Source organism: Rhodococcus rhodochrous, from assembly GCF_900187265.1.
In the GTDB taxonomy this organism is placed as follows: Bacteria; Actinomycetota; Actinomycetes; order Mycobacteriales; family Mycobacteriaceae; genus Rhodococcus; species Rhodococcus rhodochrous.
Map to the genome: position 1 here is coordinate 3310383 of NZ_LT906450.1, position 20191 is coordinate 3330573.

Genomic DNA, 20191 nt, shown 5'->3' on the forward strand with positions numbered 1-20191 from the left:
CGGATCCACCCGGATCGCATCACCCTTCGCGCACCGCTTCGAGGCGGCGGATCAACGTCGCCGCGTCGAACGGGCCGGTGTGCCGGGTGAGGTCCGAGCCGGTGACGCCGAGGTAGAAGGTGGGCGTTCCGAAGACGTCGCTGGTCTCGGCGTCGAGATCATCGTCCTCGACGCGGTGACGGTACCGCCCCAGGCGAAGGTCCTCGTCGAACCGGTCCATGTCGAGACCCAGCTGCTGGGCGTGTTCGTAGATCTCGTCGCGGGACAGAGCGTCGCTGTGGGTGAACAGGTGGTCGTGCATGTCCCAGAAGCGACCCTGCGCGGCGGCGGCCTCGGACGCTTCGGCGGCGAACCGCGCGTGGGGATGATGCTCGTCGAGGGGCAGGTGCCGGAAGACGTACCGCAGGTCGTCGCCGAAATGGCCGCGCACGTCCCGGATGCTGCCCGTGGCCTTGCTGCAGAACGGGCACTCGAAGTCTCCGTACTCGACGAGTGTGAGCGGAGCGTCGACCGGTCCCCGTATGTGGTCGCGGTCCGGATCCACCGGACGCAGCAGCACGAGCCCGGCAGGTCCCTGCGGCGGATTCAGGCGGTCGGACAGCCGGAACAAAGCCCAGCCCAGCGCCGTGGCGAGAACAGCCGCGAGAAGTACGCCGATTCTGGCGTCGTTGGCCGCTTCGGGAGATTCGATCGCCAGATCCACGATGAACAGTGAGATCGTGAACCCGATGCCGGCGAGCGCGGCACCCCCACCGACGTGCGAGAGGGTGAGTCCCGGCGGCAGGCTGCCCGGACGCAGGCTCGAGAAGACGGCGGTGGCCGCGGTGATGCCCACCAGCTTGCCCACCACGAGACCGAGGACGACGCCCCACGTGATCGGCGACCGGATCGCAGTGCCGACGGTCTCGGCGGAGATCACCACACCCGCGTTGGCGAGGGCGAAGATCGGCACGACGAGGAACGCCGTGTACGGCCGGTAGAGCCGTAACAGCCGCTCGTTCACGGACACCGCGCGGAGCACCCCGAGTTGCGCGGCGCGCGCGTAGTCGGAGTTGGGCGACTGCCGGAACGCCCGCGTGAGTTCGCCGGCACGTTCCACCTCGCTGCGACGCGGCGGATAGACGGGAAGGATCAACGCGATCAGCACACCGGCAAGGGTCGGGTGCACGCCGGACTCGTAGAACGCCACCCACGTCCCGGCCGCGACGACGAAGTAGACGACGCCCCGCCACACTTCGAGCCGACGGAACTGCAGGATCAGCAGCAGTCCGATCGCCGCGGGTATGAGGAAAACCGGCTGCAGATTGTCCGTATAGACGAAGGCGATGATGGCGAGGGCGCCGATGTCGTCGGCCACGGCCAGCGTGAGGATGAAGACGCGCAGCCGGGCCGGGCAGCGGGGCCCGACCAGCGCGAGCGCACCGAGCACGAATGCGGTGTCGGTGGACACGACGACGCCCCACGCTCCTGCGGCCTCCCCACTGGGGTTGAGCAGCAGAAACAGTCCCGCAGGTAGGGCGAGACCCGCGATTGCCGCCACAAGCGGGACCGCCGCGCGCGTCCGGTCGGTGAGCTCTCCCATGGTGAGCTCGCGTTTGACCTCGAGGCCGACGACGAAGAAGAACAGCGTCATGACGGCGTCGTTGACCCAGTGCTCGAGGTCGAGATCGATGCCGTAGTCGCCGATGCTGATGCTGAGCGGCGTGTGCCAGAACGCCTCGTACGAGTCGCCCAGGTTGGCCCAGACCAGAGCGATCAGGGTCGCCGCGAGTACGACGCCTGCCGCGAGCGTGTCGTCGTCCGTGCCGTCGCGGACCCCTGCCAGAAGGTCGGACGCCCGGCGGAGCGTCGTCGGATTCTCGTCGACCGTCATGTGCTCCCTCGTTCCGCAGTCCGCTTCGAGCAACTCGGTGCCGGTGAGTACGCCGACGACATCGCACAACGCCGGGCCCCGGGGCGATTACTTCCGGTATCGGCCGTTCGGACCTGCATTGTCCGAACACAACAGTGCAACCGGTTCCGCCGTACAGGAGGCGGATTGCACCCCTCCGACTACCGACCTCACCCGAAACTAGACCGAATCGTTGTGCCAACAACCGATTTCGGCGTTTCGACAGCCCGACCGTTACATTCCGCCACTACATGTCGCCTCGACGGACGATAGCCCTGCGCGTCCACGCCGGGTATCGTCACGATCCACCGAAGCATCGGTTCCGAATAACCCTCGGCGAGAACAACTTTCCTAAGTTCTCTTACGGAGAGGAGGTGGATCCGTTGCTGCACAGGGGAACGGCCCGAAGAGTTCGATGGATGTTGTTCGCCGCAGTGGGAGCAGGGGTGCTCATCGCGGCGATGACATACCGGCCCGTCTCGGTCGGCGGGGCCGACCCGACGGTCGCGTACGCCCGGTCGTCGCACTCCTCGGTCCCGGTGTGTGCGCCGCCGGACGGCGCGCCCATCCGGCGTCCGGGCGAGCTCGGCGACCATCCGGATCCACCGGATGCGATGGGAGCGGTGGCGAGCGGGCGGATCGGAGGCGTCTTCCACCCGTCCACCACGGTTCACCTGGTCGGACGGGACGTGTGCGAGCAGTACATCGACCGCAGCATCGTCACGACGAGCGACGGCTGGTTCCTGTTCACCGGGCTCATGCCGGGTCGCTACACGCTGCTGAGAGACGACGGAACGGTGCTCACCGAGATCGAGGTCTCCGCCGAGTCACTGGATCATTCCGGACTGGTGCTGGCTTCCGGCTAGGCCGTCAGCACGAGGAGGTATCCGCCGCCGGCCGACTCGATCCTGGTGTCGAACCGCATTCCCGGCTCGAGGCGCGACAAGCGGTCGAGGAGCCACTCCGAGGCGTCCTCCGCGTCCGACTTCTCGGGACACCGGGCAACGGCGACGCGACCACCCTTGCGCGTGAGCTGCTCGACGACGCCGATGATGGGCGCCGGGTCGACGACGAACAACCGGTCGGGCCACGGCACCACGGGTTTGACGGCACCTTTCTTGGTGTTGCAGGCGCGGTGCGCGAGTCGCTCGACTCCGCCCTTGCCCTTACCACCCTTCTTGGCGGTGTTGATGCTGTCGATACTGGGACCGCGCGGGTCGTTGACCGACATGTCGGGGTCCACGGGCTCGTCGCACAACCAGCAACGCCACGCCTCGCGTTCGCCGACTTCTCGAAGGGTACTCATGGGGTCGAACGCTACCGTTCCGCCGAGCAGGAACATCTCGCGGCCGCGAGCAGAGGATGTGGGGCGGGCGGGGCTCGAACCCGCGACCAGCGGATTATGAGTCCGCGGCTCTAACCGACTGAGCTACCGCCCCGTCGCGACGACACGCGTCGCACAGTGCCGCACTCGTCGCACGGCGCGATCGAATGCTACCCGGACGCAGCGGGCGACACTCTGCCGGGTGTGAAGTAACAGAGATCACATCCATGGATGTCCTGCCGCATCAGCAGACCCCCGGATGCACAGAATCCCCCCACCCGTGACGGGTGGGAGGATTCTGTAGGCGCTCCCCCGGCTGGACTCGAACCAGCAACCGTTCGATTAACAGTCGAATGCTCTGCCAATTGAGCTACAGGGGATTGTCCTGCGGTGCTCCGCGGTTTCCCCCGGTGCGTGAAAAACCATAGCGTCCCACCCGCCGCAGCACCAAATCGCCTGCTTGTGGGCATGCTGCGGGGTCATCGGGCAGGATGGGGACGACGCAGTCACGGGTGGAAGGACAACACATTGATGGGTTTGCTGGTCGGGGTCGCTGCGGGGTACGTGCTCGGCACCCGAGCGGGTCGCGCGAGGTACGAACAGCTCAGCAAGACGGCCAAGGCGGTGGCCGCGAGCCCCGTCACGAAGAAGGCGATCGAGGTGGGCCGGCAGAAGCTCGCCGACTCGCTCAGCCCTCAGCCCAAGCTCGAACCGATGAAGCCGATCGACGAGACGACCACGATCATGATTCCGCGGGACCAGTTGAAGAAGTAGACCGTCAGCCGGCCAGGCCGTCACCGATGGCCTGGTCGAGCAGGCTCCGCCTGTACTGTTCGAGCGCCATGAGGTCGCCGAGCAGGGCGTGGAACTCCTCGGACTCGGTGGCCGGGGAGATGCGCTGCAGTTTGGACTTCAGTTCGGCCACCTGCTCGCCGACCCAGACCTCCTGCAGTCGGGCCAGCACGCCACCGATGTAGCGCGGCAGCCGGTCCTCTTCGGTGGGGACGGGTTCGACGGCGAGTTCCATCACGAGCGAATGCGCGACGGGATCGGTCGCTGCCCTACCCACGGCGTCGACCCATTCGGCTCCCCCGAGGCCCGCTGCGGTTCCACCGGCGTCGGCGACGGCCCGCCGCACGGCCGCGTAGGCGGGGTCGGTGAAGGTCTCGGGCGGCAGGGAGTCGAAGACGGTCCCGGCGATGCCCGGATACTGCAGCGCAGCCTTCAGCGCGTCGCGCTGCGGCCACAGCGCGGGATCGTTCGGGCGGGGACGTCGCAAGGCCGAGGCGGGCTCCGCCGCGGCCGTCGCAGGCCGCGTCCTCGCTTCCGGTGCACGGACTCCCCGCCGCGCTTCCTCCTGCACGCGCCGTCGCACGGTGGGGATGTCGTCCCACCCCGTCCAGTGCGCGAGTTGCACCGCGTAGTTGTCGCGGATCGTGCGGTCCTTGATCCGGCCGACGACGGGGACACACCGGCGCAGGGCCTCCACACGACCTTCGACGGTGTCGAGATCGTGTTCGGCAAGAATCGATTTCACGACGAACTCGAACATCGGGGTGCGGCGGGCCACGAGGTCGCGCACCGCGCCGTCGCCCGACTGCTGCCGCAACTCACACGGATCCATACCCTTGGGGGCGATCGCGACGTAGGTCTTCGCGGCGGTCTTCTGATCGCCCTCGAACGCCTTCATCGCCGCCGCGCGACCGGCATCGTCGCCGTCGAAGGTGTAGATGATCTCCCCGCGGAAGAAGCTGTCGTCCATGAGCAGGCGGCGCAGCAGCGCGAGATGTTCGTCACCGAAGGCGGTGCCGCACGCGGCGACCGCGGTCTTCACACCGGCCAGGTGCATGGCCATGACATCGGTGTATCCCTCGACGATCACGGCCTGGTGCGACTTGGCGATCTCGCGCTTGGCGAGGTCGAGACCGAACAGTACCTGAGACTTCTTGTACAGCACCGTTTCCGGCGTGTTCATGTACTTGGCGGTGATCTGGTCGTCGTCGTACAGACGGCGGGCACCGAAGCCGATGACGTCCCCCGCCAGATTGCGGATGGGCCACAGCAGACGACGGTGGAAACGGTCGATCGGACCGCGGCGTCCCTGCCGGGACAGTCCGGCGGCCTCGAGTTCCGAGAAATCGAACCCCTGGCCGAGGAGGTGCTTGGTGAGCGCGTCCCAACCGGCGGGTGCATAGCCGCAGCCGAACGTCTCGGCGGCCGCCTGGTCGAAGTTTCGTTCGGTCAGATACTCGCGGGCGGCCTGGGCGTCGGGCGTGCGCAATTGCTCGGCATAGAACTGCTGGGCGGCCGCGTTCGCCGCGACCAGCCGGGCACGAGTGCCCCGGTCGCGCTGGACGGAAGGACCGCCGCCCTCGTAGTTCAGCGTGTAGCCGACACGCTCGGCGAGCTGCTCGACGGCCTCGACGAAGCTGACGTGTTCGATCTTCTGCAGGAACGAGTAGACGTCGCCGCCCTCACCGCAACCGAAGCAGTGGTAGTGCCCGTGATTGGGCCGCACGTGGAAGGACGGGGACTTCTCGTCGTGGAAGGGACACAGGCCCTTGAGCGAGTCGGCGCCCCCGCGCTTGAGTGCGACGTACTCGCCGACGATGTCCTCGATGCGCACGCGGTCGCGAATGGCCGCGATGTCTCTGTCTGAAATACGGCCGGCCACGAGACGAGTCTAAGCCGCGGCGCAGACTGCCCGGCACGACGGTCGGGCACGACCGGCCGTCGCGTTCGCTCGAGTCCCGTCAGCCCCAGCTCGCCTGCGCGGCGAGGCTGTCCCGGTCGATCCGTTCGAGGCGCGACTCGGTGCACGACGCGATCTGATCGACCACGACCCGCACCTTCGCAGCGTCGTCGGGCGCGGCCTTCCAGGCGGCGACGAAGAACGGGTCGAGACCGACCGGAGCGGTGCGCAGCAACCACTCGGCGACGCGGTGGATGCGTTCGCGTTGCGATTCCTGGCGGCTGCGGTGGGCGCGGTCGGACATGACGAACTGCAGCGCCATGGTCTTGAGCAACGCGACCTCCGAGACCACGATCGGCGGGACCACGAGGTCGGCGTCGTATCGGGTCACGCGCCGGCCCTCCGTCGCCTCCCGGGTTCCGAGGATCGCCGCGTTGGCGAAGCGGCCCACCAGCTCGCTGGTCAGCTTCTTGAGCGCGACGGAGCAGGCGAGGGTGCCGTCGAAGGTGCCGACGGCGCGGACCACCGGCATGGAGGACAACCGCTTGGCCGCCTCGGTCAGCTCGGCCGGGTCGAGACCGGAGAACTCGCGCATGCCCACCTCGATGAGCCCGGAGACCTCGTCGGGATCGTCGAGCATCCGCAGGTCGATGCGACCGTCGATCACGCCGTCCTCGAGGTCGTGCACCGAGTACGCGACGTCGTCGGACCAGTCCATGATCTGCGCCTCGAGGCACTTGCGGCGCTCGGGTGCCCCTTCGCGGATCCAGTGGAGGACCTCGGCGTCGTCGTCGTACGAACCGAACTTCGCGCCCGGGCGCGGACGCGTCCACGGGTACTTGAGCGTCGCGTCGAGCGAGGCCCGGGTGAGGTTGAGGCCCGCGCTCGTGCCGTCGGGATAGAGGATCTTCGGTTCGAGGCAGGTGAGGATGCGCAAGTTCTGTGCGTTGCCCTCGAAGCCACCGCAGGACTCGGCGACCGCGTCGAGTGCCCGCTCGCCGTTGTGCCCGTAGGGCGGGTGCCCGATGTCGTGGGCGAGGCCGGCGAGGTCGACGAGATCGGGGTCGGCGCCGAGCCCTTCGGCGATGCTGCGGCCGATCTGCGCGACCTCCATCGAGTGGGTCAGGCGGGTGCGCGGGGTGTCGCCGTCGCGGGGGCCGACGACCTGTGTCTTGTCGGCCAGGCGGCGCAGGGCCGCACAGTGCTGCACGCGTGCACGGTCGCGTGCGAAGGCGGTCCGCTCGGACGCCGCTCCCTCGGACCCGGCGAGCGCCGAGGTCTTGCGCGGCTCGGCGACGCGCCGTTCGAGATCGTGTTCGCTGTAGCCCTGCATCACACTGCCTTCCGTCACCGAAGACCCTACGTTCCGCCTCACTGCTGCGCCGTGTACGGGAAATCGGCGGAGAAGTGGGTGATCTGGTACCAGATCAACGCGCCGGTCTCGCGGGCGATGCCGTGCAGTTGCGACTCGCGGGTGAACACTGCCGGACCCTGGCGGGTGGGAGCTGTCCAGGCGTCGAGACCGGCGTCGCGCGCCATGGTCCGGGTGCGCAGCGAATGCCACGGGTCGCTGACGAGCACGACCGACGACAGGCCCAGATCCGACATCTCGCGGCTGACGGCCTCGACGCTGAGCAGTGTGTCCGAGCCTTCCTCGACGGCGACGATCGCCTCGGCGGGCACCCCGCGCGAGACGAGATAGTTCTTGCCCGCCGCGGCCTCGGTGAACAGGTCGCCTTCCTGCTTGCCGCCGACGGTGACGATCCGCGGCGACACTCCCGCTTCGTAGAGCTTGAGGGCCTGCTCGAGGCGGGCCTCGAAGACCGACGACGGTGTGCCCGAATACTGGGCGGCCCCGAGCACGACGATGGCGTCGGCTGGGGTGCGGTCGTCGATCCGCGCGACCTGCCACACCCGCAACGCCGTGCCGCCGACGACGAGGACGGCGGCGAGCAGCACCCCGACGATCAGTCGCCGGAGCCAGCGCGCGATGCGCGCGCCGACCCCGAGGTCGTCCCCGGTGTACGTCGCGGTGGTGCCGGTGCGGCGGGATGCGGTGCTCACCCCCTGATTCTGCCAGCGAACGAGAACGCGTCGACCGGACGACGCGCCGACCCCGTCCTCACCTCGCAGCCACTAGATTCGATTCCATGGCACACGTATCGGCCGCACCGCCCCGGCGACCTGCACGGTCCGCGCTCGCATTCGTCCCCGCCCTGCTGGCAGTGGCCGCGTGGCTGCTCCTTCCCGCGTCGGCGTCCGCGGAGCCACCCTCGCGGCTCCCCCAGCCGATCACCGACACGGCGGGCGTGCTCGACGACGCCGACGTCGCACGGATCCAGGAAGCGACGAACACCCTGTACGACGAGCACGGCCTGCAGTTGTGGGTGACCTACGTGTCGAGCTTCGACGGACGCGACTACGACAGTTGGGCGCAGGCCACCGCGCAGGCGAGCAACTTCGGTCCCGACACCGCCCTGCTGGCGGTCGCGACCGACGACCGCGAGTTCGCGCTGTGGACACCGACGGGTTCGGAGATCTCCGAGAGCGAACGCGACCGGATCAGCTCGTCCGACGTCGTGCCGGCGCTACGCAACAGTGATTGGGCAGGTGCCGCCGTGGGTGCGGCCGACGGGTTGAGCAACGCCCTTACGCCGTCGGCCGCTCCGGTGACGACGTTGCTCGTCGGCGGCGGTGTCATCGCAGCCGGCGGTGCCGGTGTCTACGCCTACAACCGGCGGTCGAAGAAGAAGCGCGCCGAGGCCGGTGCAGCGCAGGCCGCGCAGATCGATCCGGCCGACACCACCGCCCTGCGCGGTCTGCCGATCGAGGGTCTCGACCAGTACGCGCAGACCCTCCTGGTGGACACCGACAACGCGGTGCGGTCCAGTGCCGAAGCGCTCGAGCTCGCCCGGGGCGAGTTCGGGGACTCGGCGGTGGCTCCCTTCGACCGCGCGCACCGGCAGGCGCAGGTCGCCTTGGCGAACGCCTTCGAGATCCGTCAGCGTCTCGACGACGACATCCCCGAGACGCCCGAACAGCAGCGCGACATGCTCGTGCAGCTCGTCTCCTCGTGTGGGCAGGCGAACCGCGAACTCGACGCGCAGGTCGAGGCGTTCGACAAGATGCGGAATCTGCTGCTCGACGCTCCGGCCCGTCTGGACGGGCTCACGCAGCGCGCGATCGCGCTGACGGCCCGCATCCCGGAGGCCGAGCGGATCCTCGGGCAGCTGCACTCGGAGTTCCCCACCGGCGCCCTGACCCCGGTGGTGGACAACGTCTCGCTGGCCCGGGAGGAGATCTCCTTCGCGGAGAACGCGATCGACCAGGGCCGCACCGCGGTGGCGCGACCGGTCGGTGAGCAGGGCGACGCCGTGCGCGCGATCCGCGAGGCCGAACGCGCACTGGGGCATGCCGCGACGCTGCTCGACGCGCTCGACCATGCGGCGGAGGACATCCGGCGCGCGATCGCGACGCTTCCCGCCGCGGTGGAGGACGCCGAACAGGGTGTCGCCGACGCGAAGCAGCTCCTCGACGCGGGCGGCCCCGAACTCGTCGACGCCCTGAAGGCCGTGCAGGAAGCCCTCGAACACGCTCGGGCCGAGCAGCACACCGACCCGCTGGGCAGTTTCACGCGGGTCGTCGAGGCCGATGCGCGGCTCGACGAGTTGCGTGCCCGGACGCGGCAGGCCAAGCAGCAGGCCGAGGAGATGCGTCGCCGCCTCGAGCAGGATCTGAGCGCGGCGCAGGCGCAGGTCACCGCCGCGGCCGACTTCATCGGGACGCGCCGCGGCGTCGTGGGTGCCCAGGCACGCACCCGCCTGTCGGAGGCCCAGCGGCACCTGCAGGCCGCGCAGCAGGCAGCCGAGTCCGACCCGGCGGCGGCCATCCAGTACGCGCGGTCCGCCGCGTCGCTGGCCGCGCAGGCACTGCGCAGCGCCCAGAACGACGTGCAGCGCTGGAACAACCAGCACCGTCCGCCCCGCGGTGGTTCGTCGGGCGGCAACGTCGCCGGCGCCGTGCTCGGGGGCATCCTCATCAACAGCGTGCTCAACAGCGGCCGCGGTGGTGGTTTCGGCGGCGGTTTCGGTGGGGGCGGCTTCGGCGGCGGTGGTTTCGGGGGCGGCGGCTTCGGCGGATCGAGCGGAGGACGCTTCTAGACCATGCGCCCGATCGCAGCACGCGCACTGGGTGCCGGTCTCGGATCGGCCGTCCGCCTGTTCGATTCCGCCGCGTCGTCCGACGGAAAACCGTTCTCCGAACCCGACATCCTGCGCCCGCACGTCGACACGCGTCGGTTGGGGTGGGTGCACTACGGCGTCATGATCCCGGATCTGCCGGAGCCGCACCGGTTCTTCTCGATGATGTCGCTGATCGGCGCCACCGGGTCGCTCGCCTTCGACAACGACCACGCGCTCGTGGCGCCGCCGCGCCGCAACGCCACCGTGGTCGCCGGCACGGCGGCATCGCATCCCGCGCACTTCGGGAACTACGCCGTGGGCGACGATTTCGTGTCCTCCCCGGACGGATCACTGGTGAAGTTCGGGGACGATCTGAGCCTGACCGGCCGCTACCCCCACTACGAACTCGTGGGACGGCTCGGAACGGTCGACGTCGCGCTGACACTGACCAACACGGACACGGTCTCGTGGTTCTTCCGCAGCCCGCTCTACAAGCACTTCGGGTTGCTCACCGAATACGAGGGCACCTTCACCCACGAGGGCCACAGCGTCACGGCCGAAGGTCTGTGCTCGTTCGAGTACGGGGCGATGCCGAGCCCGTATCTGATGCGGTCCACTCCCCTGCCACCCGCGGCGAAGGCTCCGCTCGACCATTTCGTCTACCAGATCGTCGATCTCGACGCCGACACGCAGATCCTGTTGAGCCGCTACGCGATCGGTGGCCGGCCCTTCATGACGACGGCGATCCTGCGCACCCGCGGCGGCTACGGAACCCGTTTCCGGGACGTGGACTTCGAGATACTCGAGCTGCGTGGCGAACCCGAGCCGACTCCCTACGGCATCCCGATGCCGGTGCCGCGGCGGACCCGGTTCCTGGTGAGGGACACCACCGGTCGTCCCTGGCTGGATCTCGAAGGGGTCATGGACACCCCGTTCACCTATGGCCTGGGAACCGGATTCGTCACCGGTTTCGCATGGTCGGCGTTCTGGCGGGGCGAGGAGATCTCCGGCCGCGGGTATTTCGAGTACATCGATCGACGCTCGGCGACCTGAGCGCTACGGAGCACCCCCTCGATGCGGTGTCGTCGCGGTGGGCGCGGCTACGAAACGACAGATGCCCTCCGGTCCGTCGGAACCGGAGGGCATCTGCGTCGATCGGATCGGTCAGCAGCCGATCAGGCGCTGCGCGAGGTAGCCCTCGACCTGGTCGAGGCTCACACGCTCCTGCGCCATGGTGTCGCGCTCACGAATCGTGACGGCCTGGTCCTCGAGAGTGTCGAAGTCGACCGTGATGCAGAACGGGGTGCCGATCTCGTCCTGGCGACGGTAGCGGCGGCCGATGGCGCCGGCGTCGTCGAACTCGATGTTCCAGTTCTGGCGCAGCTTCGCGGCGAGGTCCTTGGCCTTCGGGCTCAGGTCGGCGTTGCGGCTGAGCGGCAGCACGGCGGCCTTGACCGGCGCGAGGCGACGGTCGAGACGCAGCACGGTGCGCTTGTCGACACCACCCTTGGCGTTGGGCGCCTCGTCCTCGGTGTAGGCGTCGACGAGGAAGGCCATGAGCGAACGGGTCAGGCCGGCCGCCGGCTCGATGACGTACGGCGTGTAGCGCTCGTTGGTGGCCTGATCGAAGAAGCTCAGGTCGGTGCCGGAGTGCTTCGAGTGCGTCGACAGGTCGAAGTCGGTGCGGTTCGCGACGCCCTCGAGCTCACCCCACTCGCTGCCCTGGAAGTGGAAGCGGTACTCGATGTCGACGGTGCGCTTCGAGTAGTGCGACAGCTTTTCGAGCGGGTGCTCGTAGAGGCGCAGGTTGTCCTTGTTGATGCCCAGATCGGTGTACCAGTTCATCCGGTAGTCGATCCAGTACTGGTGCCACTGCTCGTCCTCGCCGGGCTTGACGAAGAACTCCATCTCCATCTGCTCGAACTCGCGGGTGCGGAAGATGAAGTTGCCGGGCGTGATCTCGTTGCGGAAGCTCTTGCCGATCTGGCCGATGCCGAAGGGCGGCTTCTTGCGCGAGGTGGTGAGTACGTTCGCGAAGTTCACGAAGATGCCCTGCGCCGTCTCGGGGCGCAGGTAGTGCAGGCCTTCCTCGCTCTCGATCGGGCCGAGGTAGGTCTTGAGCATCATGTTGAAGTCGCGGGGCTCGGTCCACTGGCCCTTGGTGCCGCAGTCCGGGCAGACGATCTCGGTCATCGGCACGGCATCGGGGTCGTCGAGCTTGTGCTTCTCGGCGTAGGCCTCCTGCAGGTGGTCCTGCCGGTGACGCCTGTGACAGCTCAGGCACTCGACGAGCGGGTCGTTGAACACACCGACGTGGCCGGAGGCGACCCAGACCTGACGCGGCAGGATCACCGACGAGTCGAGGCCGACGACGTCCTCGCGGCTGGTGACCATGTTGCGCCACCACTGCTTCTTGATGTTGTCCTTGAGCTCCACGCCGAGCGGCCCGTAATCCCAGGCGGACCTGGTGCCGCCGTAGATCTCACCGCAGGGATAGACCAGGCCCCGGCGCTTGGCGAGGTTGGCGACGGTATCGATCTTGGATTTGGGTGCCACTCGGTTTCTCCATCTTCGATGCGGGTTTTCGCAGCATGCGTCGATCTGTAAGCCTATCGCTCCTCGTTCGCAGGTCGAATTCGCGCCGGTTGACATGCACAACCGTGCATATCAAAATGGAATCGATTTGCAATAAGCCCGCCGACCGGCGGCTGTCCCCGCCCCGAGGAGCCCCGTGAGCATCGACGCCGATCCACGTGAGTGCAGCACGGGCGAGCGCGCCCGCGGACCGATCGGGAGCGACGCCCTGTCGTCCCCGGTCGACGTCTCCCCCGGCACCCTCGTCGCGGCCGGTGAGCTGCTGCGCGCGCTGTCGGCGCCCGTCCGCATCTCGATCGTGCTCGAACTGCGCGAGTCGGCCCGCTGCGTGCACGAGCTCGTCGGAGCCCTCGGCGTCACCCAGCCGCTCATCAGCCAGCATCTCCGCGTGCTCAAGACCGCCGGCGTCGTGCGCGGAGAACGCTCGGGACGCGAAGTGCTCTACCACCTGGCCGACGACCACCTCGCCCGCATCGTCGTCGACGCCGTCGCTCACGCCCAGGAAGGACGATCGCAGTGACCTCCGCCCGCAAACCTCTCGTGGGGGTCCGCTCGACCCGTCAACGCAGCGCCATCGTCGACCTGCTCGACAACACCGAGGAGTTCCGGTCCGCCCAGGACCTGCACGACGAGCTGCGCAAGCGCGGCGAGGGCATCGGCCTGACCACCGTCTACCGCACCCTGCAGTCGCTCGCCGAGGTCGGCAGCGTCGACGTGCTGCGCACCGACAGCGGTGAGTCACTGTTCCGGCGGTGCTCGTCCGGGCACCACCACCATCTCGTGTGCCGCCACTGCGGCTTCACGGTCGAGGTGGACGGCCCGGAGGTCGAACGCTGGTCGCACGAGGTGGCCGAGTCGAACGGCTTCGTCGACGTCAGCCACACCGTGGAGATCTTCGGCAACTGCCGCGACTGCGCCCTCGCTCAGGGCTGAACAGGCAGGTCGCGGCAGTCGCCATCAACCGCGGCCGTAGGCCGCAGAGTCGCCATCAACCGCGGCTGTCAGCCGCAGTCGCAGTCCTCACAGCCGCAGCCGTCGACGAGCAGGTTCTCTTCGTCGTCCTCGGCCTCACCGTCGAAGACCGACGCTTCGCCGCCGAGACGCTGCGCCAGCGCTCGTGCCTGTTCGACGACCGGCACGAGCGATGCGACGGCACGCACGAGGTGGATCGGGACGAGCGGCGACGCCGCGACCCGCAGCTCGACGGTGACGCGGTCCTTGTCGAGGACGAACTTGACCTCGGGGAACTCCACCTGCAGGTCGCCGAGTACCTCGGCGGCACGGGTGCGGCCCGTGATGCCCTCGACCAGGTAGGTGGTGAGCAGCACGAAGCCGCTCTCGGCGTCGACGGTCGCGTAGGTGAGCACGTCGTCGATCCAGATCGGGATCTCGCCGTCCTCGTCGGGCTCGGGAGCCTCCTCGAGGATCTCGGACAGCGTCTCCACCACGGCGGCACGCAGCGCGTCGTCGTCCTCGGTGGGGATCGCGACGGCGTGCGCTCCGTCGGCGGCGACGACCTCCTCGGTGGTGGTCTCGGCGTCGATATCGGTCGTGGTCACGAATTCTCCTCGGGGTCGGGGGTGCCGGCAACGGCGCCGCGCGCATCGGCGGCACCGTCGAGCACGAGCAGCAACATGGTGGTCAGCGCGATGTCGTCGAGACCCGTCGCGGGGAACGAGTACCGCAGCACGACGTCGGCGTCGGTCTCGCGCTCGATGAGGTGGACCGATCCGAACTGCAGGGCGTCGGCGGCGGTCGCGACGCGACCGCGCACGGCGTCGTCGAGCGGAAGATCCCACGCGAGCACTCCGGTGACGGAGACCACGTCGAGTCCTTCGGTGAGCGTGACGACCTGCAGCGCGAAGGGCACGGCGCCGTAGTCGAATCCGAACGAGCCGTCGCCGTCGCCGTCGGCGGCGGACGACGGAGTGCGGACGTCGACGAAGGGCGTCAGCGCGCCCGCGATCCGTTCGCGCAGCGACGTCACTTCACACCACCGAACCGCCGGTCGCGCGAGGCGTATTCGACGCATGCCGCCCACAGATCGCGACGGTCGAAATCGGGGAACATCGTGTCCTGGAAGACGAGTTCGGCGTAGGCCGACTGCCACAACAGGAAATTCGAGGTGCGCTGCTCGCCCGAGGGCCGCAGGAACAGGTCGACATCGGGCATCTCGGGCTCGTCGAGATACCGCGCGATGGTCGACTCGGTGATGCGTTCGGGGTCGAGTTCCCCTGCGGCGACACGGCGGGCGATCTCCCGTGCGGCGTCGGCGATCTCGGCGCGACCACCGTAGTTGACGCACATCGTGAGGGTCATGACGTCGTTGTCCTTCGTCAGTTCCTCGGCGATCTCGAGTTCCTTGATCACGCTGCGCCACAGGCGGGGACGGCGACCGGCCCACCGGACCCGCACACCCATCTCGTGCATCTCGTCGCGGCGGCGCCGGATCACGTCGCGGTTGAAGCCCATGAGGAAACGGACCTCGTCGGGGCTGCGCTTCCAGTTCTCGGTGGAGAAGGCGTAGGCGGAGAGCCACTTGACGCCCATCTCGATGCATCCGCACACCGTGTCCATCAGCACGGCTTCGCCGCGTTCGTGGCCGGCGGTGCGCGGCAGGCCGCGCTCCTGCGCCCAGCGACCGTTGCCGTCCATCACGAGCGCCACGTGCTGCGGGATCAGCTCGGGTTGCAGTACGGGAGGTCGCGCGCCCGACGGATGCGGATCGGGCGGCCGGATCACCCGCTCAGGCGATGGGGGCGTGGTACGTCGTCGAATCACGGTCCCCATCCTGCCGGACACCCCGGGTGACGTCATCAACCCGGTTCCCCGTCGCAGGTTCGGTACGACCGCGCTCGACGAGAGGCAGCGAGCGCAGTTGCCGTTCGAGATGCCACTGCAGGTGCGCGGCGACGAGGCCGCTGGCCTGGCGGCGCACCGCCGTATCGGCGGCCTCGGTGTCGGCCCAGCGTCCGTGGTTGAGCGCGTCGAGCAGCGCCAACACGCCCGGTGCCGGGGTGGCCGCCCCGGGCGGACGGCAGTGCACGCACACCGCCCCACCGGCGGCGACGTGGAAAGCGGTGTGCGGCCCGGGACGGTCGCAGCGCGCGCAGTGGGTGATCGCCGGTGCCCATCCCGCGTAGGCCATGGCCCGCAGAAGATAGGCGTCGAGTACGAGTTCGGGCGGCCTGGTGCGGTCGCACACCGCGCGGAGAGCGCCGACGGTGAGCGCGTGCAGGCGCGGCACGGGCGCGCGTTCCTCCCCGGCGAGACGTTCGGCGGTCTCGAGGATCGCGCACGCGGTGGTGTAGCGGGGGTAGTCGTCGACGATGCCCACCGCGAAGGCGTCGAGGGTCTGCACCTGGGTGATGACGTCGAGACTGCGGCCCGGGTGGAGCTGGACGTCGATGTGGGCGAACGGTTCGAGCCGTGCGCCGAACTTCGAGCGCGTCCGGCGCACGCCCTTCGCGACGGCCCGCACGAGCCCGTGCCGGCGCGTCAGCAGGGTGACGATGCGGTCGGCCTCGCCCAGCTTGTGCTGGCGCAGCACCACCGCGTTGTCCCGATAAAGCCTCACTCCCCGAGTCTGTCATGTCGCGGTGACACCGGACGACCGGCGAAGGGACTCGACACCAAGAACTGGAACGCGTTACCGTTCGTTCGAACGAACGGGGGAACGAATGGACGCTCGAACCGACCTACGCGACCTGAAGGCGACCGTCGAGGCACTCGACCGCGGCGAGACCAGCTCCACGGACCTCGTCCGTGCGAGCCTCGACCGGATCGACGAATCGCAACCGCACCTGAACGCCTTCCGCGTCGTGCGCCGCACCGCCGCGCTCGACGAGGCCCGCGAGGCCGACCGGCGCCGCGCGAGCGGCGAACGCCTGCCCCTGCTGGGCGTCCCCATCGCGATCAAGGACGACACCGATATCGTCGGCGAGACGACGATGTTCGGTTGCGCCGGCACCTTCACCCCGAAGGACACCGACGCCGAGGTCGTCCGTCGCCTGCGGGCCGCCGGCGCGGTGATCGTCGGCAAGACACACTCCCCCGAACTCGGCCAGTGGCCGCTCACCGGCGGCGACGCCTTCGGGCACACCCGCAGTGCGTGGTCGCGCGAGCACACCCCCGGCGGCTCGTCGGGCGGCAGCGCCGCGGCGGTCGCTGCGGGACTCGTGCCGGCGGCCCTGGGATCCGACGGCGCCGGATCGGTCCGCATCCCCGCCTCGTGGTCCAATCTCGTCGGCATCAAGCCGCAACGCGGCCGCATCTCGATGTGGCCCGACGCCGAGGCGTTCAACGGATTGACCACCCACGGCCCGCTCGCCCGCACGGTCGCCGATGCGGCCCTGCTCCTCGACGTCGTGTCCGGGAATCATCCCGGCGACCGGCACCGATGCGCCCCCCTCACCGTCTCGGACGCTGTCGGACGCGATCCGGGAAAACTGAACATCGCACTGTCGCTGAGGATTCCGTTTACCGCGACGCCCACCCGTCTGGATCTCCGGGTCCGCACACGTCTCGCCGCGCTCGCCACCGTGCTGCGCGATCTCGGCCACGAGGTGACCCTCGCCGATCCGGACTACGGAATCCTCTTCGGGCTGAGCTTCCTTCCGCGGTCGATGGCCGGGATCGAGGAGTGGCTGCATCGCCTGCCCGATCCGGCTCTCGCCGACATCCGCACCCGGGCCAATGCGCGCACCGGCCGTCTGCTGCACGGTCTTCCGTTGCGCGCGGCGCGTGCGGCCGAACCGGGCTTGCAGCGCAGGGTGGGCCGGATCTTCGATCGTGTCGATGTCGTGCTCGCCCCCACCACCGCCACACCTCCGCTGCCGGTGACCGCGATCGACGGTATCGGCGGGTGGGCGACCGACAAGGTCATCACCGGCGCCTGTCCTTACGCATGGCCGTGGAACGTGCTGGGCTGGCCGGCGGTCGCCGTGCCCGCCGGATTCGTCGACGGCGCGCTTCCGGTGGGCGCTCAGCTGCTCGGCCCGGAGAACTCCGAGCCTCTGCTCGTCTCCCTTGCCTCCCAGCTGGAGTCGGTGTCGAGGTGGCAGGATCACAGCCCGGAGCAATGGTGGTGACCACACCGGACGACGCACGCTCGCGGATCGTCCACGCCACCTTGCATCTCGTCGGCACCGACGGTGTGGCGGGTGTGACGAACCGGCGGATCGCAGCGCGCGCCGGGGTCTCGCTGGGGTCGATCACCTACCACTTCCCCACCCAGGCCGATCTGCTGCGCGCCGCCCTCGAATCCTTCGTCGACGAGGAGACCGAGCGGCTGCACGAGCTGGCCGAGCACTATCGCTCCCCCGCCTTGTCGCTGCCCGAAGCCGCGGAGCTCACCGAGCGGATCGCGCGTGATCTGACCTTCACCGCCGAGCGCATCGCCCCTTTCGACCTGTACGTGCAGGCAGGACGCGACGTCGCGCTCCGCCGGGTGGCCGAGCGCTGCTGGAACGCCTACGACGCGCTGGCCGCCTCCGTCCTCTCCGCGCTCGGTGTCCGGCACCCCGAGGCCCTCGCGCCGACGATCGTCGCCACCATCACCGGGTTGCAGCTGCGCCGCCTGTCCACGGGGACCGAGACGAATCTGTCGGAATCCGTTCTGCTGCTTCTGCACGCCGCGGCCGCGGAACAGCCCTGAGCCGCTCGCGGACCCCTGCGACCGCGATCGGGGCGTGACCGCACATTCACGTCGAGTACACCACGAAACATCGCGGTCACGAACAGTGCACTGTGCACAGGCGATGCCGTGCACGATTGGCTGATCGGCCCATTGCCGATGCCTGCACGGGACTTCAAGATCGAACGTGTTCCGGCCCACGACGGTTGCGCCGCCCCATCGATGTTGCGGCGCCGATCGATCCGTCCACGGTCGCCGCCCGCTGCACGTTCTCTCGTCGAGGAGCTGCTCGTGACCGTCGCGCACATCGTGTTCCTGCTCGGCCTGCTCGTCCTGATCGTCGCCATGGCATTGCGTAAGAACGTCCTGATCCCGGCGGTCCTCGCAACCTTCGCCACCGCGCTGGCCTACGACGGCAACATCGCCTCCGCCGTCATGTCGGTCTTCCGTGCGACCTTGACCGCGGGTGGCGCCCTGTTCGAGATCTTCGTGGTCATCGCAGCTGTGACATCGATGCTCGCCGCGATGCGTTCCATCGGTGCCGACGAACTCATGGTGCGCCCGTTCGGACGATGGATGATCGACGGCCGCATCGCCTACATCGTGTTGTTCGTCGTCACCTACCTGTTGTCGTTGTTCTTCTGGCCGACACCGGCGCTCGCGCTGATCGGCGCGGTGCTGCTTCCGGCGGCGATCAAGGCGGGACTGCCCCCGCTCGGCGCTGCGCTCGCCCTCGCCATCTCGGGGCAGGGCATGGCGCTCGCTTCCGATTACGTCATCGGTCTGGCCCCGTCCATCTCGGCGAGCGGCGCCGGTGTGCCGGCCGACGACATCGCCGACCGCGCGCTGGTGCTGTCCCTGATCGTCGGGCTGACCGCGGCCACGCTCGCGTGGTTCCTCACCGTCCGACGCGAGATCGCGCGCCGCAACCGGGATTCCGAGACACCGGACGGCGGTTCGGGGGCCGGTGGTCTCACGCCGGGCGCTGCCGTGGATCTCCCGGCCGGCGAGCGAAATCGTCCGTCACCGGTCGGCACGGTGCCGATCAGCGACACCGTCGCGGTCCCGAGCAGCGACACCGTCGCGGTGCCGAGCGTCGACGCCGTCCTTCCCCGGACGAGCACACCCGTTCTCACCCGCCCGGCAGCCGCTCGAGCCTGGGCGATCGGCGTTCCGGCGACATTCGGACTCGTGCTCGTCTACATGATGCTGGGGCGTTTCACCGATCTGGTTCCGTGGTCGGACGGAGCAGGAGCGTCACTGGTGGGCGGCAGCGCACTTCTCCTCATGGCCGCGGTGACCCTGACGACGCAGCGGTCCGACGCGCTCGAACACTGCGCCACGCACTTCGTGGACGGACTCGCCTACGCGTTCAAGGCCATGGGAATCATCCTGCCCGTGGCCGGATTCGTCTATCTCGGCATCCCCGACTACTCCGGGTCGATCCTCGGACTCGAGTCGGACACCGGACCGGCGTTCCTCTTCGACGCCGTCGAGCGGGTCCAGGAGTACACCCCCGACAACGGACTCTTCGCGGCGCTGAGCATGGTGGTGATCGGGATGCTCATCGGCCTCGACGGATCCGGCTGGGCCGGACTGCCGCTCACCGGCGGCATCGCTGCCTCCCTCGCTCCGCAGGTCGGCATGGACACCGCGACGCTCGCCGCCCTCGCTCAGAACGCCGCGACCTGGACCGGAGGCGGCACCCTCGTCATCTGGTCGTCGCTGATCGTGGTCGCGGGATTCTGCCGCGTTCCGGTCGGAGATCTCGTGCGCCGCCTCGCGATCCCGGTGGTGAGCGGATTGCTCGTCGCCGCCGTCGCCGCTGTGGTGCTCTGGTGACGACCACACACGCAACGAACAACCAACTTCG

The 20191-nt window shown here is 68.9% G+C and carries 19 protein-coding genes and 2 tRNA genes; 9 read left to right on the plus strand and 12 right to left on the minus strand.

Going from position 1 to position 20191, the window contains the following annotated elements; genetic code table 11:
* Positions 1–19 precede the first annotated feature (19 nt).
* Positions 20–1873 (minus strand): Na+/H+ antiporter NhaA, encoded by a 1854-nt coding sequence (gene nhaA, locus CKW34_RS15190; RefSeq protein WP_059380894.1) that lies wholly within the window; start codon positions 1871–1873, stop codon positions 20–22.
* A 437-nt stretch (positions 1874–2310) separates the two neighbouring features.
* Here nhaA and CKW34_RS15195 point away from each other — a divergent pair, with 437 nt between their 5' ends.
* On the plus strand, positions 2311–2757 hold the full coding sequence (locus CKW34_RS15195) for a hypothetical protein (protein ID WP_059380854.1): 447 nt from the start codon (positions 2311–2313) through the stop codon (positions 2755–2757).
* Here the strand turns inward: CKW34_RS15195 and CKW34_RS15200 are convergent.
* The 3 genes from CKW34_RS15200 to CKW34_RS15210 form a co-directional block, all read right to left on the minus strand.
* A complete protein-coding gene (locus tag CKW34_RS15200; protein WP_080968136.1) occupies positions 2754–3134 on the minus strand; it encodes a hypothetical protein in 381 nt (126 codons plus the stop codon). The two genes, CKW34_RS15195 and CKW34_RS15200, sit on opposite strands and share 4 nt — an antisense overlap.
* 122 nt (positions 3135–3256) lie before the next feature.
* Positions 3257–3330: transfer RNA gene (locus CKW34_RS15205), tRNA-Ile, on the minus strand.
* A 192-nt stretch (positions 3331–3522) separates the two neighbouring features.
* A tRNA-Asn gene (locus CKW34_RS15210) sits at positions 3523–3595 on the minus strand.
* A 148-nt stretch (positions 3596–3743) separates the two neighbouring features.
* Here CKW34_RS15210 and CKW34_RS15215 point away from each other — a divergent pair.
* Positions 3744–3989 (plus strand): hypothetical protein, encoded by a 246-nt coding sequence (locus CKW34_RS15215; RefSeq protein ID WP_059380852.1) that lies wholly within the window; start codon positions 3744–3746, stop codon positions 3987–3989.
* Between the two features lie 4 nt (positions 3990–3993).
* On the opposite strand, the gene dnaG is transcribed toward CKW34_RS15215, so the two are convergent.
* From dnaG to CKW34_RS15230, 3 genes are all read right to left on the minus strand, one after another.
* Entirely contained in the window at positions 3994–5889 is a 1896-nt protein-coding gene (dnaG, locus tag CKW34_RS15220; protein WP_059380851.1) for a DNA primase, read from the minus strand.
* A gap of 79 nt (positions 5890–5968) precedes the next feature.
* Positions 5969–7240, minus strand: coding sequence for a deoxyguanosinetriphosphate triphosphohydrolase (locus CKW34_RS15225; RefSeq protein WP_059380850.1), 1272 nt, complete (start codon positions 7238–7240; stop codon positions 5969–5971).
* A gap of 38 nt (positions 7241–7278) precedes the next feature.
* A complete protein-coding gene (locus CKW34_RS15230) occupies positions 7279–7971 on the minus strand; it encodes a YdcF family protein (RefSeq protein ID WP_059380849.1) in 693 nt (230 codons plus the stop codon).
* Between the two features lie 86 nt (positions 7972–8057).
* On the opposite strand from CKW34_RS15230, the gene CKW34_RS15235 reads away from it, so the two are divergent.
* Positions 8058–10067: a TPM domain-containing protein gene (locus tag CKW34_RS15235; RefSeq protein ID WP_059380848.1), complete on the plus strand. Its 2010-nt coding sequence runs from the start codon at positions 8058–8060 to the stop codon at positions 10065–10067.
* 3 nt (positions 10068–10070) lie between these two features.
* Complete coding sequence (locus CKW34_RS15240; RefSeq protein ID WP_059380847.1) at positions 10071–11141, plus strand: DUF6670 family protein; 1071 nt, start codon at positions 10071–10073, stop codon at positions 11139–11141.
* 111 nt (positions 11142–11252) lie between these two features.
* On the opposite strand, the gene CKW34_RS15245 is transcribed toward CKW34_RS15240, so the two are convergent.
* Positions 11253–12644 (minus strand): glycine--tRNA ligase, encoded by a 1392-nt coding sequence (locus tag CKW34_RS15245; protein ID WP_059380846.1) that lies wholly within the window; start codon positions 12642–12644, stop codon positions 11253–11255.
* A gap of 232 nt (positions 12645–12876) precedes the next feature.
* Between CKW34_RS15245 and CKW34_RS15250 the strand changes: the two genes are divergently transcribed.
* Together CKW34_RS15250 and CKW34_RS15255 are read left to right on the plus strand one after the other, a co-directional pair.
* Entirely contained in the window at positions 12877–13203 is a 327-nt protein-coding gene (locus CKW34_RS15250) for an ArsR/SmtB family transcription factor (protein ID WP_226950129.1), read from the plus strand.
* A complete protein-coding gene (locus tag CKW34_RS15255) occupies positions 13200–13616 on the plus strand; it encodes a Fur family transcriptional regulator (RefSeq protein WP_016691347.1) in 417 nt (138 codons plus the stop codon). The genes CKW34_RS15250 and CKW34_RS15255 overlap by 4 nt, the downstream gene beginning before the upstream one ends.
* A gap of 68 nt (positions 13617–13684) precedes the next feature.
* On the opposite strand, the gene CKW34_RS15260 is transcribed toward CKW34_RS15255, so the two are convergent.
* Genes CKW34_RS15260 through recO form a run of 4 tightly spaced genes read right to left on the minus strand, consistent with a single transcriptional unit; the run spans position 13685 to position 16260 of the window.
* Entirely contained in the window at positions 13685–14242 is a 558-nt protein-coding gene (locus tag CKW34_RS15260; RefSeq protein WP_059380844.1) for a T3SS (YopN, CesT) and YbjN peptide-binding chaperone 1, read from the minus strand.
* Positions 14239–14670 (minus strand): type III secretion system chaperone family protein, encoded by a 432-nt coding sequence (locus CKW34_RS15265; RefSeq protein WP_059380843.1) that lies wholly within the window; start codon positions 14668–14670, stop codon positions 14239–14241. The genes CKW34_RS15260 and CKW34_RS15265 overlap by 4 nt, the downstream gene beginning before the upstream one ends.
* Positions 14667–15473, minus strand: coding sequence for an isoprenyl transferase (locus tag CKW34_RS15270; RefSeq protein WP_059380842.1), 807 nt, complete (start codon positions 15471–15473; stop codon positions 14667–14669). The genes CKW34_RS15265 and CKW34_RS15270 overlap by 4 nt, the downstream gene beginning before the upstream one ends.
* The gene (gene recO / locus CKW34_RS15275; RefSeq protein ID WP_080968129.1) at positions 15430–16260 is read right to left on the minus strand and encodes a DNA repair protein RecO; all 831 of its coding nucleotides are present in this window, start codon (positions 16258–16260) and stop codon (positions 15430–15432) included. The genes CKW34_RS15270 and recO overlap by 44 nt, the downstream gene beginning before the upstream one ends.
* Positions 16261–16363: 103 nt before the next feature.
* Here recO and CKW34_RS15280 point away from each other — a divergent pair, with 103 nt between their 5' ends.
* From CKW34_RS15280 to CKW34_RS15290, 3 genes are all read left to right on the plus strand, one after another.
* Positions 16364–17773 (plus strand): amidase, encoded by a 1410-nt coding sequence (locus CKW34_RS15280; RefSeq protein ID WP_059380840.1) that lies wholly within the window; start codon positions 16364–16366, stop codon positions 17771–17773.
* Positions 17764–18339, plus strand: a complete 576-nt coding sequence (locus CKW34_RS15285) for a TetR/AcrR family transcriptional regulator (RefSeq protein ID WP_059380839.1) — start codon at positions 17764–17766, stop codon at positions 18337–18339. Before CKW34_RS15280 ends, CKW34_RS15285 begins: the two co-directional genes overlap by 10 nt.
* Before the next feature lie 270 nt (positions 18340–18609).
* The gene (locus CKW34_RS15290; RefSeq protein WP_095092096.1) at positions 18610–20160 is read left to right on the plus strand and encodes a permease; all 1551 of its coding nucleotides are present in this window, start codon (positions 18610–18612) and stop codon (positions 20158–20160) included.
* Positions 20161–20191 lie beyond the last annotated feature (31 nt).